General features: G+C 63.4%; 12 protein-coding genes. 8 read left to right on the forward strand and 4 right to left on the reverse strand.

The features are described 5' to 3' along the window. Positions 1–265 precede the first annotated feature (265 nt). The 7 genes from hemJ (at position 266) to IVB13_RS06940 (ending at position 8,824) form a co-directional block, all read left to right on the forward strand. Positions 266–700 carry a protoporphyrinogen oxidase HemJ gene (gene hemJ, locus IVB13_RS06910; protein WP_018459641.1) on the forward strand — a complete coding sequence of 145 codons (435 nt, stop codon included), beginning with the start codon at positions 266–268 and terminating at the stop codon, positions 698–700. A gap of 247 nt (positions 701–947) precedes the next feature. Continuing rightward, positions 948–2,213 carry a transcription termination factor Rho gene (rho, locus tag IVB13_RS06915; RefSeq protein ID WP_007598612.1) on the forward strand — a complete coding sequence of 422 codons (1,266 nt, stop codon included), beginning with the start codon at positions 948–950 and terminating at the stop codon, positions 2,211–2,213. 309 nt (positions 2,214–2,522) lie between these two features. Beyond that, a complete protein-coding gene (mnmE, locus tag IVB13_RS06920; RefSeq protein WP_247295821.1) occupies positions 2,523–3,881 on the forward strand; it encodes a tRNA uridine-5-carboxymethylaminomethyl(34) synthesis GTPase MnmE in 1,359 nt (452 codons plus the stop codon). A 435-nt stretch (positions 3,882–4,316) separates the two neighbouring features. Further along, positions 4,317–6,197: a tRNA uridine-5-carboxymethylaminomethyl(34) synthesis enzyme MnmG gene (mnmG, locus tag IVB13_RS06925; protein WP_247488078.1), complete on the forward strand. Its 1,881-nt coding sequence runs from the start codon at positions 4,317–4,319 to the stop codon at positions 6,195–6,197. A gap of 7 nt (positions 6,198–6,204) precedes the next feature. After that, a complete protein-coding gene (gene rsmG, locus IVB13_RS06930; protein WP_018459644.1) occupies positions 6,205–6,978 on the forward strand; it encodes a 16S rRNA (guanine(527)-N(7))-methyltransferase RsmG in 774 nt (257 codons plus the stop codon). A 30-nt stretch (positions 6,979–7,008) separates the two neighbouring features. Continuing rightward, positions 7,009–7,863, forward strand: coding sequence for a ParA family protein (locus tag IVB13_RS06935; RefSeq protein WP_018459645.1), 855 nt, complete (start codon positions 7,009–7,011; stop codon positions 7,861–7,863). A gap of 76 nt (positions 7,864–7,939) precedes the next feature. Then, positions 7,940–8,824 (forward strand): ParB/RepB/Spo0J family partition protein, encoded by an 885-nt coding sequence (locus tag IVB13_RS06940; RefSeq protein ID WP_018459646.1) that lies wholly within the window; start codon positions 7,940–7,942, stop codon positions 8,822–8,824. A 154-nt stretch (positions 8,825–8,978) separates the two neighbouring features. Here IVB13_RS06940 and holA read toward each other — a convergent pair whose 3' ends face one another. The 4 genes from holA to IVB13_RS06960 form a co-directional block, all read right to left on the reverse strand. Next, positions 8,979–10,007: a DNA polymerase III subunit delta gene (gene holA / locus IVB13_RS06945; RefSeq protein ID WP_018459647.1), complete on the reverse strand. Its 1,029-nt coding sequence runs from the start codon at positions 10,005–10,007 to the stop codon at positions 8,979–8,981. Between the two features lie 47 nt (positions 10,008–10,054). Continuing rightward, positions 10,055–10,606: an LPS assembly lipoprotein LptE gene (lptE, locus tag IVB13_RS06950; RefSeq protein ID WP_018459648.1), complete on the reverse strand. Its 552-nt coding sequence runs from the start codon at positions 10,604–10,606 to the stop codon at positions 10,055–10,057. Further along, on the reverse strand, positions 10,593–13,217 hold the full coding sequence (leuS, locus tag IVB13_RS06955) for a leucine--tRNA ligase (RefSeq protein WP_018459649.1): 2,625 nt from the start codon (positions 13,215–13,217) through the stop codon (positions 10,593–10,595). Before leuS ends, lptE begins: the two co-directional genes overlap by 14 nt. Positions 13,218–13,414: 197 nt before the next feature. Then, on the reverse strand, positions 13,415–15,112 hold the full coding sequence (locus IVB13_RS06960; RefSeq protein ID WP_018459650.1) for a diguanylate cyclase: 1,698 nt from the start codon (positions 15,110–15,112) through the stop codon (positions 13,415–13,417). Positions 15,113–15,220: 108 nt separating this feature from the next. Here IVB13_RS06960 and IVB13_RS06965 point away from each other — a divergent pair, with 108 nt between their 5' ends. Beyond that, positions 15,221–15,910 carry a YggS family pyridoxal phosphate-dependent enzyme gene (locus tag IVB13_RS06965; protein WP_018459651.1) on the forward strand — a complete coding sequence of 230 codons (690 nt, stop codon included), beginning with the start codon at positions 15,221–15,223 and terminating at the stop codon, positions 15,908–15,910. Positions 15,911–15,931: the final 21 nt, after the last annotated feature.

Below are 15,931 nucleotides of genomic sequence, written 5' to 3' on the forward strand. Positions count from 1 at the left end.
CGCGCAAGCCTTTGAAGCTGACCGACTTATCGAAAGCGGCCGGAGCTGTCAGAGGATATGTTGATGGATGTGAACAAGCGCGTGTGAACGGGCGGACGGAGATGTGTGAGTCCAATTCACCGTCACATAGACTCAAACCTTAAGAATCTAAGATTCTTATTGGAGAAGGGCGCTACGGACGGATATGTGTGCAGGCAAGACCTTAACGAGTTCTTACTATCCCCAACGTTTCCCCTCGGCTGGGCAGGAATCCGGACCCCCAGACATGTTTGAAGACGTCTACCTCTGGATCAAGGCGCTGCATGTGATCGCCGTCATTTCCTGGATGGCGGGCATGCTCTATTTGCCACGGCTGTTCGTTTATCATTGCGAGGCTGAAGTCGGCTCGCAGCAGTCGGAAACGTTCAAGATCATGGAACGGCGGCTGTTCAAGGCGATCATCAACCCCGCTATGATCGTGACCTGGCTCGCCGGGCTCTACCTCGCCTGGGCTGGACACTGGTTCACTTTCGGCTGGCTGCACGTAAAACTGGCACTGGTCCTGGCGATGTCCGCGGTCCACGGCTTTTTTTCGCGCTGGCTGAAGGATTTCGCGGCGGACCGGCGCCCCCGGAGCCAGAAATTCTATCGGATTATCAACGAGGTACCAACTGCCTTGATGATTCTGATCGTCATCATGGTGATCGTGAAGCCGTTCTAGGCAGCGGTCGCGAACAATCGCTCAGTGCTTCTGCTTGCGGAGTGTGAGGCGATTTTCTATATTAGCGATATCCCACCCAACGCAGGCGGATGTGGTCGTGTCTGAGCTTTCCAGAGGCCGGACACCCCATCAGGTTTGAAGCCTCACCGGCGCTCTCCTTGCCAGACCTGCGGACCTTACCTTTTCGCGTCCGCATTTCAGAGCCTCCTCGCACCCCCCTCCCAGGTTACCCCACAGGACCACCCCAATGCGGGAAATCAAACTCCAGGACCTCAAGTCGAAGACGCCGGCCGAGCTCGTCTCGTTCGCGGAAGAGAATGGGGTCGAGAATGCCAGCACCATGCGCAAGCAGGAGCTGCTGTTCGCCATCCTCAAGCAGCTTGCGCTCGCCGAGACCGACATCGTCGGCGAAGGCGTCGTCGAGGTTCTCTCCGACGGCTTCGGCTTCCTCCGCTCGCCCGATGCGAATTATCTGCCGGGCCCGGATGACATCTACGTTTCGCCCTCGCAGATCCGCCGTTTTGGCCTGCGCACCGGCGACACTATCGAAGGCCACATCCGCAGCCCGAAGGAGGGCGAGCGCTATTTCGCGCTGCTGAAGGTCAACACGCTCAATTTCGAGGACCCGGAAAAGGCCAAGCACAAGGTCAATTTCGACAACCTCACGCCGCTGTTTCCGAATCAGCGCTTCCGCATGGAAATCGACGACCCCACGCGGAAAGACCTGTCTGCAAGGGTGATCGACATCGTTGCGCCGATCGGCAAGGGTCAGCGCGCGCTGATCGTCGCGCCGCCGCGCACGGGCAAGACCGTGCTGATGCAGAACATCGCGCACTCGATCGCGCATAATCATCCCGAGTGCTATCTGATCGTGCTCCTGATCGACGAACGTCCGGAAGAAGTCACGGACATGCAGCGCTCGGTGAAGGGCGAGGTCGTCTCCTCGACCTTCGACGAGCCGGCGGTGCGCCATGTCCAGGTCGCCGAGATGGTGATCGAGAAGGCCAAGCGTCTGGTTGAGCATGGCCGCGACGTCGTGATCCTGCTGGACTCCATCACGCGCCTCGGCCGCGCCTACAACACCGTGGTGCCGTCATCGGGCAAGGTGCTGACCGGCGGTGTCGATGCCAACGCGCTGCAGCGGCCGAAGCGGTTCTTCGGCGCCGCCCGCAACATCGAAGAGGGCGGCTCGCTGACGATCATCGCGACTGCGCTGGTTGATACCGGCAGCCGTATGGACGAAGTCATCTTCGAAGAGTTCAAGGGCACCGGCAACTCCGAGCTGATCCTCGATCGCAAGGTGTCGGACAAGCGGACCTTCCCGGCGATCGACATTTCGCGCTCCGGCACCCGTAAGGAAGAGCTGATCACCGATCCGGTGGTCTTGAAGAAGATGTACGTACTCCGCCGCATCCTGAATCCGATGGGGACGATGGACGGCATCGACTTCCTGCTCGACAAGCTGCGCTCGACCAAGAGCAATTCCGAGTTCTTCGATTCGATGAACACCTGATTGCAGTGCAACATGATCCAAAGGGCGCCTTCGGGCGCCCTTTTTCTTTGTGCGACTTTGTTGCAGCGAGCTGCAGCATGGCGGGGCGTTGTCGTCTGGAGTAGGCGTCGTCTAAGATGTTGATATAATTTATGAATAGCGGATCGAGGGATGCCGCTCATTCCGTTGCAAGTGGTTCTTGCAGTAGACGCTCGCGAATTTATTGCATCGCACTATTGGTTTTGCTGCGAGAATCCAAGCAGCATAATCGCTCGATTTGTCAGCCGAAACGGATGTTTGCCTTTTCCCTTTCAGCCGGACAAATAGGCTATGTATCCGCGAGACCACACCATCTTTGCACTGTCGTCTGGCCGTCCGCCAAGTGCGCTTGCGGCGGTGCGTGTCTCCGGGCCAGGCGCCAGCCTGGTGCTGACGACGCTGGCGGGCAAGCTGCCGGCGCCGAGGCAGGCCAGCCGCCGGCTCCTTCATGACGGCGTGGGCCAGCCGATCGACGATTCGGTGGTGTTGTGGTTTCCGGGGCCCGGCAGCGCGACCGGCGAGGACGTCGCCGAATTTCACGTCCATGGCGGCCGCGCGGTGCTGGCCGCACTGTTTACCGCAATTTCCGTAATTCCGAATATGCGAGCTGCCGAACCGGGCGAATTCACCCGGCGCGCCTTCGAGAACGGCAAGCTCGACCTGACCGAGGCGGAGGGCCTCGACGATCTCATTCATGCCGACACCGACCGCCAGCGCCGCCAGGCGTTGCGGCAGTTGCAGGGTCTCCTCGGCAATCGCGCGCGCGACTGGCGCGAGCGCATCATCGACGCCTCGGCCTTGATCGAGGCCGGCATCGATTTCTCCGACGAGGGCGATGTGCCCGCCGAGTTGAGAGCGCCTGCGGTCAAGGCGATCAGTGCGCTGCATGACGAAATCGCAGAAGTCCTTGCGGCACAGGGACAAGCTGAACGCTTGCGCGACGGCCTGGTGGTTGCGATCGCGGGCGAGCCGAATGTCGGCAAGTCGACGCTGATCAACCAGCTCGCGCGCCGCGACGTCGCGATCGTCTCGCCGCATGCCGGCACGACACGCGATGTGATCGAGGTGCAGCTCGATCTTGATGGCTATCCCGTCACGGTGATCGACACGGCCGGCATTCGCGAGACCGACGATCCGGTGGAGCAGGAGGGTGTTCGCCGGGCGCGAGCCCGAGCCGAAGACGCCGACCTCGTGTTGTGGCTGGTGGAGGCGGGGCGCGCGGTCGATCCGGCCGCAATGCCGTTGCTGGGGAAGTCCGGCAATGCAGGCAGCCGCTCCGGCGGTTCGGTCTGGATCGTGCGCAACAAGATCGATCTCGGCGGGGTCGAGGACGTCGGCCTGTACGGTGAGTTCGGAATCGCCGCCAGCCGGGGGGACGGCATTCCCGCGCTGGTCGATGCTATGGTGAAATTCGCCGCCGACTTCTTCGGAACGACTGAGGGCGCGTTGGTGACCCGGGCCCGGCAGCGGGATTTGCTGCGCCGGGCGTCGGACAGCTTGCGGCGGAGTCTGGAGCTTGTAGAAGACGGCGAGGAGCTTGCCGCCGAAGAGCTGCGCGCTGCGGCCTATGCCTTGGGCCGGCTGCTGGGTCGGGTGGATGTCGAGGACGTCCTGGGGGCGATTTTTCAGAAGTTCTGCGTTGGGAAGTAGCCCTAGTTCTTCATTGTACAACTAGCCTTTGTTCCACTTCTTCGTTTCACGTGAAACACTGCGGTCGCGTTCCGAGACGTTTCACGTAAAACGTGACTCCATTACCCATATTTGCTGGCAAACGTGGCAGCTAAGGGAGCGGGTGAGCGGAGAGATCCCGGATCACTCCGCTCGCGATGATGGGAGTATGCCGCTGCCATCGAGCTTCGAGACCGGGCCGCATCTGGACGTTACGGCCCTTCAGTAGACACTTTATGCGTCGGGAGCTCCGTTTTCTCCCACTGAAAATGATAATCTTTCCAAGGGCGGTTCTACTGTGCCTGGGGTTGTTTTCGCGAAAAACATCTGGGCTCCGCTTGCACCGTTTTCACGTGAAACAACCGCCTTTCCAGTTTCCGCTTCCGGCTTCCCCGCCTCTGAGCTAGAAGTCCGTCCATGCGCACAGAGCGAGAGAGCTTCGACGTCATTGTGATTGGCGGCGGCCATGCCGGCTGTGAGGCCGCTTCTGCCTCTGCCCGGATGGGCGCGGCGACCGCTCTGGTGACGCACCGCTTCTCCACGGTCGGCGCGATGTCCTGCAATCCCGCCATTGGCGGTCTCGGCAAGGGCCATCTGGTTCGCGAGGTCGACGCGCTCGATGGTCTGATGGGCCGGGTCGGCGACGCCGGCGGTATTCAGTTTCGCGTTCTCAATCGCCGTAAGGGCCCAGCGGTCCGTGGTCCGCGCGCGCAGGCCGACCGGAAGCTCTATGCGGCCGCGATGCAGGCGGCGATCCGGGAGACCGAGGGTCTTTCCGTGGTCGAAGGCGAAGCGGACGAGCTGATCGTGGTCGAGGGACGGGTGATCGGCCTGCGCCTGGCAGATGGCCGCGAGCTTCGGGCAGGGGCTGTCGTCGTCACCACCGGCACCTTCCTTCGCGGTCTGATCCATCTCGGAGAGAAGAATTGGCCCGCCGGCAGGGTCGGCGAGGCGCCTGCGATGGGCCTTTCGACCTCGTTCGAGCGCGCCGGATTCACCCTTGGACGGCTCAAGACGGGCACTCCGCCGCGTCTGGATGGCACGACGATCGACTGGTCGGCGGTCGAGATGCAGCCGGGGGACGAGCCTCCGGAGCCGTTTTCGATGGTGACCGAGCGGATCACGACGCCGCAGATCCAGTGCGGAATCACCCGAACCAATTCCGCCACCCATGAGGTGATCCGGGCCAATGTTCATCGCTCTCCGATGTACTCCGGCCAGATCAAGAGCTCCGGACCGCGCTATTGCCCCTCGATCGAGGACAAGATCGTTCGCTTCGGCGATCGCGACGGTCACCAGATCTTCCTGGAGCCGGAAGGGCTCGACGACAGCACTGTCTATCCCAACGGCATCTCGACCTCGCTGCCGGAGGACGTTCAGCTCGCCATTCTCGCAACCATTCCCGGCCTGGAGCGGGTGAAGATGGTCCGGCCGGGCTATGCCATCGAATACGACCACATCGATCCGCGTGAGCTCGATCCGACCCTCCAGACCAAGCGCCTGCGCGGTCTGTTCCTGGCCGGCCAGATCAATGGCACCACGGGGTACGAGGAAGCTGCCGGCCAGGGCATCGTGGCCGGGCTGAACGCGGCATTGGCTGCGAGCGGCGCCGCGCTGACAGTGTTCGACCGAGCTGATGGCTATCTTGGCGTCATGGTCGACGACCTCGTCACCCGCGGCATCAGCGAACCCTATCGGATGTTCACCTCCAGGGCCGAGTACCGCCTGACACTGCGTGCCGACAATGCCGATCAGCGTTTGACCGAGAAGGGCGTCGCTCTGGGCTGCGTTGGCAGCGCCCGGACGGTGCATCATCGCGCCAAGATGGACGCCCTGAATGCGGCACGAGCGCTCTCGAAGTCGCTGACGATCACTCCGAACGAATCGATCAAGCATGGTCTGTCCCTGAACCGGGACGGCCAGCGGCGCTCGGCTTTCGAACTGATGGCCTATCCCGATATTGGCTGGAGCCAGGTCCGTGCGATCTGGCCCGAGCTGTCCGGCATTGATCCCGTCATTGCCACCCATCTCGAGATCGACGCGAAGTACGATGTCTATCTGGAGCGCCAGAGCGCGGACGTCGAAGCCTTCAGGCGGGACGAGGGGATGGTGTTGTCGGACGTCGATTACCAGCAGGTCCCCGGTCTCTCCAATGAGGTGCGGGCCAAGCTGGAGAACGCGCGGCCGTTCACCGTTGGCCAGGCCGGCCGAATCGACGGCATGACGCCTGCCGCGCTCGGCATTCTTGCGGCCTATCTCCGCCGCGAAGCGCGGAAGACTTCCAAAGTAATCGCATAGGTTTCACGTGAAACAGCGCGGGCCGGGCGGCGGCAGATCGTCTTCAGGAAAACCCTCGGCGGGTGAGGGTGCCGGTGTTCGCTCCGAACCGGCGCCTGCCCGGCCAAAGATCGACAAGGCCAGCGCCAACGATCGATCGTGGGACGTCGTCATTGCAGCCGACAAGGTTGCGGCGCTCAACCTCGCGCCTGTTTCACATGAAACGGAAGCCCGGCTCGATCGCTACATCGCACTGCTGCGGGAGTGGCAGGCCAAGACCAACCTCGTCGCGCCCTCGACATTGCCGTACCTCTGGACCCGGCACATCGCCGACTCTCTTCAGCTCGTCGCTCTCGCCCCATCGGCCAAACGTTGGGCCGACCTCGGCAGCGGTGGCGGCTTTCCCGGGATCGTCCTGGCCTGCGCCATGGCCGGGACGGCCGGGGCGAGCGTCCATCTGGTCGAGCGAATCGCCAAGAAGGCGGCCTTCCTGCGCGAAGCCGTGCGCGTCACGACATCTCCGGGAGTCGTACATCTCGCTGAGATCGGGGATAATGTGGATAGAATCACCGGCCCGGTCGATTGCGTCACCGCGCGTGCGCTGGCTCCGCTACATCAACTCATCGGCTTTGCGGAGCCGCTGATGCGCCGGGGCGCAAAGGCGTTGTTTCTCAAGGGTCAAGATGTAGAGTCTGAATTGACCGAAGCCACTAAATATTGGAATATTCAGCCGCAGCTCCACCACAGCCGTACAGGCGACGGTTGGATCGTCGAGCTGGCTTCCGTCGAACGGCGCGGGTGAGGCGTCAGGGGCCGAGTGGGGGAATTTGCGATGAGCGTGATTGACGAACCGCAGCAAGAACAGACCGCCGCCGTCCCGCAGGGCCATCCGCGCATCCTGGCGCTGGCGAATCAGAAGGGCGGCGTGGGAAAAACAACCACGGCGATCAATCTCGGCACGGCGCTCGCTGCGATCGGCGAGCGCGTCCTGATCGTCGATCTCGATCCGCAGGGCAATGCCTCGACCGGACTCGGCATCGATCGCCGCAACCGCTCCTGCTCGACCTATGACGTTCTGATCGGCGAGGCGAGCCTGCGGGAAGCGGTGGTGTCGACGGCAGTGCCGCGGCTGCATATCGCGCCCTCGACCATGGATCTCTCCGGCCTTGAGCTCGAGCTCGGCACCACGCCGGGTCGTGCGTACAAGCTGCGCGATGCGATCAGCGCGCTCAACAACAACGTCTCGCCCGACGCCGATTACACTTACGTGCTGATCGACTGTCCGCCCTCGCTCAACTTGATCACCGTGAACGCGATGGCGGCTTCCGACGCAATCCTGGTGCCGCTCCAGTGCGAGTTCTTCGCGCTCGAAGGTCTGTCGCAATTGCTGCAGACGGTGGAGCAGGTGCGCTCGACGCTCAATCCGAGCCTGTCGATCCACGGCATCGTGCTGACCATGTTCGACTCGCGCAACAATCTCTCGAACCAGGTCGTTGCCGACGTCCGGCAGTTCATGGGCGAGAAGGTCTACAAGACCATGATCCCGCGCAACGTGCGCATCTCGGAGGCGCCGTCCTACGGCAAGCCGGTGCTCGTCTACGATCTCAAATGCGTCGGCAGCGAAGCTTATCTGCGGCTCGCCACCGAAGTGATCCAGCGCGAGCGCGAGCTGCGGACGACGCATTGAAGCGGCGTTGATGCTACGAGTTACGAGTTTCGACAATTCAGTTCTGGAGTGCAGCGTGAATCCAAGGGAGCTGGCGATGGCCGACGAAGCGCGTTCGCGACTGGGCCGGGGTCTTGCGAGTCTGATCGGTGACGTCGGCGGCGAGGCTCAGCATGTCGATCGGCCGCGCGCGCAACGCAAGGTGCCGATCGAGTTCATCAAGCCCAATCCGCGCAACCCGCGCCGCACCTTTTCGGAGAGCGAGCTCAGGGAGCTCAGCGATTCGATCAGGCAGCATGGCGTGATCCAGCCGATCGTGGTGCGCCCGGTGAAGGGTGCGCAGGACCGCTTCGAGATCATCGCCGGCGAACGGCGCTGGCGCGCCTCGCAAATGGCCGGCCTGCACGAAGTGCCGATCGTCCCCGTCGACATCAGCGACAGCGATGCGCTGGAGTTCGCGATCGTCGAGAACGTGCAACGCGAAGACCTCAACCCGATGGAAGAGGCGCTTGGGTATCACGCGCTCGCCAACGAGTTCAAACGCAGCCAGGACGACATCGCCAAAGTCGTCGGCAAGAGCCGCAGCCACATCGCCAACATGATGCGGCTGACGAAGCTTCCCGCCGAGGTGCAAACCCTGATCACGACCGGCGAGCTGACCGCGGGTCATGCCCGCGCGCTGATCGGCGTGCCTGATCCGCTCGCTGCCGCCAAGCGCATCGTCGAGGAGGGCCTCAACGTCCGCCAGGCCGAGGCGTTGGCGCATGAAGAGGGCGTGCCGGAGCGCAAGCCGCAGAAGGCGCGCACGGGGGCGAAGGAAAAGGACCCTGACACGGTCGACCTCGAAAAGCGCGTCAGCGACGCGCTCGGGCTCAAGGTCACGGTGAGCCACCGCGACCCCGGCGGCTCGGTCCAGATCAACTACCGCAACCTCGATCAGCTCGACGAGGTGATGCGGCGGCTGGCGAAGGGCGCCCTGTAGCCGCTTGGTGTCGTCCTGGCGAAAGCCAGGACCTCATGCCGATCCACACGTCATTGCGAGCGCAGCGAAGCCATCCAGAATCTTTCCGCGGAGAGATTCTGGATTGCTTCGTCGCAAGGGCTCCTCGCAATGACGAGGGGACAGTGCGGGAAGCTCAGCTCCGCCGCTTCGCGTTTGCGGCGATCGCCATCAGCGTGCGCTGGGCGATGGCGGCGGCGAGGGTGGATTGCTTGCGGGTATCGAGCGCGGCGGTCGCGAGCTGCTCGATGATGACGGCGAGCCGCGCCACGCTGAAATTGCGCAATGCGGTTTCGACCGCGGGCTTCCGCGAAAAATGCAGGCGCGGATAGCCGCTGTCGAGCACCGCGGATGCGGGCGTGCCGTCGGCGATTGCGAGCGCCGATTTGTGCAGCCACGCCGCCTGACGCTGCGCCGCGGAGATGATCACGCCGGGGTAGGTGCCGGCGATCATGGCTTTGGCAAACTCGTTCTCGACGATCTCGGGCCGGCCGGCGAAGGCGCCATCGACGATCGGATCGAGTTTCAGTTCCGACGCATCGGCGACGACAGCCATCACGTCATCCAGCGTGATCTCGCCCTTGCCATGGGCATAGAGCGTGAGCTTGCGCAGCTCGTTGCGGGAGGCCTGGCGATCGCCGCCGAGGAACGACATCAGCGCCGCGCGGGCATCTTGCGCGATGCGCAAATTGGCGATGCGGAGCTCGTCTTCCATGAGCTTGGCGAGATCGCGCTCGGTATCGGGATAGCAGGCGATCGCGACGGCCGTCTTGGCGCGTTCGCAGGCCTTGCGCAGTGGCGATTCCGGACGCAGCTCGCCGGCCTCGATCACGATGCGGCAATCCCTGACGCCCATTTCCGCCAGCGTGTCGATAGCACTGGCAAAGCTGCGCGAGCCGGCGCGCACGCGGATGGCGCGGCGGCCGCCGAACAGCGGCACCGTCATGGCCTCGTCGACGAGGCGCGACGGCTCGGCGGAGAGCTCGTCGCCATCGACCTTGACCAGCGAGAAGGGATCATTGGGATCGTCGACGGACGAGGCGATCAGCGCATCCGCGCGTTCGCGGACCAGGCCGGCGTCGGGACCATAGAGCAGGATGATCGGACGGCCCGCATCGGGGCGGGCGAGAAAGGCGTCGATCTCTTTTCCGCGCAGCGCGACCATGTTGCCTGGGACTCGTCATTCCGGGCGAACCGGGGTGACGGGATGAATTAAGTGCCCGCGGTGAAGAACGAGGCGAGTCGAGTCGTGATGTTCTCGGCGATCTCGTTGGCAGCACGATCCTCGGCATCACGTACCGCGCGGTTGCGGCTGAAACGCTGATAGGAGCCGGGCATGTCGTAGGACACGCGGGAGAACGTGGTGCCTGTCATCACCGACTTGCCGCTGACGACCTCGATCAGATTGTACTGGGCGTCGAGGCCGTAGTTTTCGCTGCTGGGCAGGCCGGTGTTGGGATCGACGATCAGCGACGTCTTGCTGCTTGCGAAGCGGATCTCGAGGCGGTGGGTTGGCGGCATGCCAGTGGCGCTGCCATAGAGCTTGAAGGCCAGCGCGTTGCGGACCTCGACGCCGACCCGGGCCTCGCGTGAGGCATTGGCTTTGGCGATCGGGGGTAGATCGACCCCCATCAGCTTCTCGCGCAGACCGGGGGTGCCGTCGGTGTGCTCGGCATACATCGGGTGGAAGCAGCCGGCCGTCATGGCCGCCAGTGCGGCGACCGCCAGCAAGCGGGCTGCGATGCGGATCCTAGCCGACAACATTCACGATCCTCTTGGGGACGATAATCACCTTGCGGACGGGTTTGCCATCCAAGGCCAGTTTTACCGCATCGAGGGCCAAAACGGCAGCCTCGATTTCCGGATTCTCGGCCGCTGTTGCAACTGTGACCTCGCCCCGCTTCTTACCGTTGACCTGGACCACCAGGGTCACACTGTCTTCAACCAGCAAATCGCGTTCGATTTGGGGCCAATTGGCCTCGGAAACCAGCCCGCTATGGCCCAGAACCTGCCAACACTCCTCGGCCAAATGCGGCATCATCGGGGAGAACAGCTGGACCAGGATCTGGCTGGCCTCCCGGATCGCCCAGGCCAAATCTGGAGCCGGCTGGCCGGGACGTTGCAAGATCTCCGCAAACGCATTGGTGAATTCGCGGATATGGGCGAGGCAGACGTTGAAGTGCAGTCGCTCGATTCCGGTGGTGACCTTGTCCAGCGCGCCATGGGCAGCCTTGCGCAAGGCGGTGGCGTCCGGGCCGAAGCTGGCCGGCCGGGCCGTCGGCGCGCCCTTGCCGGGTTCCACAGAATCGTTCACCAGCCGCCACAGCCGCTGCACGAAGCGCGAGGCGCCCTGGACGCGCTCGTCGCTCCAGATCACGTCGCGCTCGGGCGGGGAGTCCGACAGCATGAACCAGCGGGCGACGTCGGCGCCATAGGTCTCGATGATGTCGTCGGGATCGACCGTGTTCTTCTTCGACTTCGACATCTTCTCGATCGGGCCGATCTGGATGTCTTCGCCTGACGTTAGCAGCGTGGCGCGGCGGCCGTTGGCGCCGGTCTCGACCTTCACCTCGACCGGCTGGACGTAGGTGCCGTCGGCCTTCTGGTAGGTCTCGTGCACTACCATGCCCTGCGTGAACATGCCCGCGAACGGCTCGTCCAGGGCGATGTGCCCGGTCGCCTTCATCGCGCGGGTGAAGAAGCGGCTGTAGAGCAGATGCAGGATCGCGTGCTCGACGCCGCCGATATACTGGTCGACCGGCAGCATCCGGTTGGCGACCTCTGGCGTCGTCGGAGCGTTCTCGTTCCAGGGATCGGTGAAACGCGCAAAGTACCAGGACGAATCGACGAAGGTGTCCATGGTGTCAGTTTCGCGGCTAGCCTTGCCGCCGCATTGCGGACAGGTGACGTGCTTCCAGGTCGGATGATGATCGAGCGCGTTGCCCGGCTTGTCGAAGGTCGCATCGTCCGGCAGTTCGACGGGCAGATCGGCATCCGGCACCGGCACGACGTCGCATTTCGGGCAATGGATGACGGGGATCGGGCAGCCCCAATAGCGCTGGCGCGAAATGCCCCAGTCGCGCAGGCGGAAATTGACCTGGCGCTCGCCGACCGGCGCGTTGCCGCGCAGCTCGCTCTCGAGACGCTTCGCCACCTCGTCCTTGGCCTGATCGATGGTCATGCCGTCAAGGAAACGCGAATTGATCATGCGGCCGTCACCGTCATAGGCGGTATCGGTGATGACGAATGATTTCGGATCCTGGCCCTCGGGGCACACCACCGGCGTGTTGCCGAGAGCGTACTTGTTGACGAAGTCGAGGTCGCGCTGGTCGTGTGCGGGACAGCCGAAAATGGCGCCGGTGCCGTATTCCATCAGCACGAAGTTGGCGACATAGACCGGCAGCTTCCAGCTCGGATCGAACGGGTGGACCGCGCGGATGCCGGTATCGAATCCCTGCTTCTCGGCGGTGTCGATGATCTCCTGCGCCGTGCCCATCCGCTTGATCTCGCCGATGAACTCGGCAAGCTTCGGATTCTTAGCCGCGGCTGCCTGCGCCAACGGATGATCGGCCGAGATCGCCATGAACTTCGCGCCGAACAGCGTGTCGGGGCGTGTCGTAAAAATCTTCAGCTCGCTCTCGCCGGCCGGCGTCGTCGTCGCGTCGAGCGCGAAGCGGATCAGCAGGCCCTCGGACCGGCCGATCCAGTTGCGCTGCATCAGCCGCACCTTGTCGGGCCAGCGGTCCAGCGTATCCAGTGCAGACAGCAGCTCCTGCGAGTACTTCGTGATCTTGAAGACCCACTGGTTCATTTCCCGTTGCTCGACAACGGCACCCGAACGCCAGCCCTTCCCGTCGATCACCTGCTCGTTGGCGAGCACGGTCATGTCGACGGGGTCCCAGTTCACCTTGCGCTTCTCGCGCTCGGCGAGGCCTTCGCGCAGGAAGTCCAGAAACATCTTCTGCTGGTGCTTGTAATAGGAGGGATCGCAGGTCGCGATCTCGCGGCTCCAGTCCAGCGACAGTCCGATCGAACGGAGCTGCTTCTTCATCGCGGCGATGTTGGCGTAGGTCCAGGCCTTCGGTGCGACCTTGCGCTCGATCGCGGCGTTCTCGGCCGGCAGGCCGAAAGCGTCCCAGCCCATCGGGTGCAGCACGTTGAAACCCTTGGCTCGCATGAAGCGGGCCAGTACGTCGCCAAGCGTGTAATTGCGGACATGGCCGATATGGATGCGCCCCGACGGGTAGGGGAACATCTCAAGCACATAGTATTTCGGCCGCGGATCGTCGTTTTTGGAGACGAAGATCGCCTGTTGGTCCCAGGCGGCTTGCCAGCGCGGTTCGGCGTCGCGGGCGTTGTAGCGTTCGGAGGTCATGGAATCGTTGGGTTTTCGTGGATCTGGCCGTCTAAAGACGGCGGACTAGGCCATAGAAGTCCTCGGGGGGTCAATGGGTTGCCGCTGGCGGCGCGGCGCCGCAAGGCTGCTCCGCAAAAATACGGAGAGTCCTGTTCGGCTCGCCGGGCCTGGTCACCGAGAGCGAGGTCGATCGCGTCCGGGCTGCGGGTTAGCCCTCAGCCCGCCATCATCATTTCCGCCGCGCCGTTGTCGATCACCGTGATGCCATGCTCGACGACGTTGTTGCGACCGCGGTGCTTGGCGGCGTAGAGCGCGGCGTCGGCGGCTTCGATCAAATCGCCCGGACGCAAGCTCTCGTTGGGCTTGGTCGCGGCAACGCCGATCGAGACGGTGACGATCATGTGGTCGGAGGTGATGTGCGGCAGGCCCAGCTTCAGCACGGCCGCACGCGCCTGTTCGCCAATTTCGACGGCGCGCGCCACGTCGGTGTTCGGCAGCAACAGGCAGAATTCCTCGCCGCCGTAGCGGGCCGCGAAGCCCATCGTGTCGGCGGCGATGCCGGACAGCGATTCGCCGAGCCTGGTCAGGCAAGAATCGCCTTCGAGATGGCCGTAGGTGTCGTTGAACAGCTTGAAATGGTCGACGTCGATCATCAACAGCGCGAGGTCGCTGCCATATTGCTGCGCGCGCATCCATTCGAAATCGAGGCGGCTCTGGAAGCCGCGGCGGTTGGCAAGCCCCGACAACATGTCGATCGAGGCCATCACCGTGAGTCGGTCATTGCTCGCCATCAGCTCGCGTTCGCGCTGGCTGAGCTGTGCGGCCATCGCGTTGAACGCGCGGGCGAGCGGCACGAACTCGGCCGGCAGGCGATTGCGCGCGGCACGCGCCGACAGATCGCCCTCGCCCAGACGCTTGGCCATGTCGGCGAGCATCCTGATCGGCTTGATCACCAGTTTCTCGGCTGCGATCAGCGCGCCGAGCAGCACGAATACGACGACGAAACCGAGCTGGAGATAGGCGGTGCGGATGTCGCGGCTCACGGCCGCGGACACCTTGTCCTCGTCGATGCTGGCGATCAGGCGGGCATTGGTTCCGGCGATGCGGATATAGCTGACCGCGCGGCGGGAGCCGTCGGCAGCGAGGAAAGAGAGTGAACCTTCGTCCTGGTCAGACCTCAGCGCCTTGTCGGCGATCGCGGACATCAGCGGCATGTTGTCGAGCGGACGGCCGATCGCACTATGCTGGTCGGCCGGTGCCGCCAGCACGGTGCCGGTGCTGTCGACCAGCACGGCCGTGATGCCGGCGCGCCCCCCCAGATTGCTCATGACCTTCGACATCCAGTCGAGGTTGACGGTGGCGAGCACGACGGCATCCGCTACGCCGCTGAAGGCGGACACCGGGTAAACCGCCATGACGGTCGGTGTCAGCACCGGGCGCGACAGGATGAAGTCGCTCAGGACGAAGCGGCCGGTTTCCTGCGCCTGCTGGAAATACGGCCGGTCACTGAGGTCCAGGCCGACATACATGTTGTTGGTGGCGCACTGGATGCGCCCGTCCTGGCCGGCGATCAGAAGCGTGCGGATCCAGGGAAGGTTCGACGGCAGGCTCGCGCGCAGCACGTCACAGCTCTTGCTGATGCCGCCGGCGGAGGCGCGGATGAAAGCTTCCGATTTCAGGATGGTCTCGACCGACGAGATCACCTCGCGCTGCGCATCGGCGCTGTGTCTTGCAACGGTGGTGAATTCGGCTGTGGCCTGTGCGATCTGCCGTGTGCGCGTGTCTTCCAGCGATCGGATGCGTTCGAACATCAAAGGCGTCACCAGAATCACCGCGAGCAACGCAAGCCGCGCCCGGATTCCGAGAACCTGCTTGAGTTTCGCTCGTTTGCGGTTGAAACTGACGTTTGACATCTTCGCTGCCCACCCCGCGGCTAAGGTAAAGCGAGGGGTTCAAAAACTCTTTCTTGAACTCGGTAAAATTAGAACTAGCTCCGCAACAACCAGCTCCGATGCGACATCATGACTGAAGCCAACGCCGCGCCGCTAACCGGCCATTCACCAAACGCGCTCGCCGCGGTCGAAGCCGAAATCGCGCGCGCCTGCAAGGATGCGCGGCGCGAGCGTGCCTCCGTGACGCTGATCGCGGTGTCGAAAACTTTCGCCGCGGATGCAATTACCCCGGTCATCGGCGCCGGGCAGCGCGTATTCGGGGAGAATCGCGTGCAGGAGGCCAAAGGCAAGTGGCCCGCGTTAACTTCTGTTTACCCCGATATCGCGCTGCATCTGATCGGCCCGCTGCAATCCAACAAGGCGAAAGAGGCAGTCGCGCTGTTCGATGCCATCCATTCGGTCGATCGCCCGAGCATTTGCCAGGCGTTAGCCAAGGAAATCGAATCCCAGAACAAGCACCCGGAATTGTTCGTGCAGATCAATATCGGTGAGGAGCCGCAGAAGGCGGGCATCGCGCCCGGCGAGGCCGATGCTTTCATCGCGAGCTGCCGCGACACCTACGGGCTGACGATCTCGGGGTTGATGTGCATCCCGCCGGTAGACGAGCCGCCGGCGGCGCATTTCGCGCTGACCGCCAAGGTCGCCGCGCGCAATGGATTGAAGAAGCTCTCGATGGGCATGAGCGCGGATTATGCGACCGCGATCATGCTCGGCGCCACCCATGTGCGCGTGGGCAGTGCGATCTTCGGGCGCCGGTGAGAGCCGTTAGCGACGGCAGAG

It is taken from the genome of Bradyrhizobium sp. 17, from assembly GCF_023073515.1.
In the GTDB taxonomy this organism is placed as follows: Bacteria; Pseudomonadota; Alphaproteobacteria; order Rhizobiales; family Xanthobacteraceae; genus Bradyrhizobium; species Bradyrhizobium canariense_D.

Coding starts and splice junctions, on each gene's coding strand:
- holA (WP_018459647.1), bottom strand. CDS start 10,007: ATGGTCGCGCTGCGCGGAAAAGAGATCGACGCCTTTCTCGCCCGCCCC.
- rho (WP_007598612.1), top strand. CDS start 948: ATGCGGGAAATCAAACTCCAGGACCTCAAGTCGAAGACGCCGGCCGAG.
- mnmE (WP_247295821.1), top strand. CDS start 2,523: ATGTATCCGCGAGACCACACCATCTTTGCACTGTCGTCTGGCCGTCCG.
- hemJ (WP_018459641.1), top strand. CDS start 266: ATGTTTGAAGACGTCTACCTCTGGATCAAGGCGCTGCATGTGATCGCC.
- IVB13_RS06965 (WP_018459651.1), top strand. CDS start 15,221: ATGACTGAAGCCAACGCCGCGCCGCTAACCGGCCATTCACCAAACGCG.
- IVB13_RS06935 (WP_018459645.1), top strand. CDS start 7,009: ATGAGCGTGATTGACGAACCGCAGCAAGAACAGACCGCCGCCGTCCCG.
- mnmG (WP_247488078.1), top strand. CDS start 4,317: ATGCGCACAGAGCGAGAGAGCTTCGACGTCATTGTGATTGGCGGCGGC.
- leuS (WP_018459649.1), bottom strand. CDS start 13,217: ATGACCTCCGAACGCTACAACGCCCGCGACGCCGAACCGCGCTGGCAA.
- IVB13_RS06960 (WP_018459650.1), bottom strand. CDS start 15,112: ATGTCAAACGTCAGTTTCAACCGCAAACGAGCGAAACTCAAGCAGGTT.
- lptE (WP_018459648.1), bottom strand. CDS start 10,606: ATGTTGTCGGCTAGGATCCGCATCGCAGCCCGCTTGCTGGCGGTCGCC.
- IVB13_RS06940 (WP_018459646.1), top strand. CDS start 7,940: ATGGCCGACGAAGCGCGTTCGCGACTGGGCCGGGGTCTTGCGAGTCTG.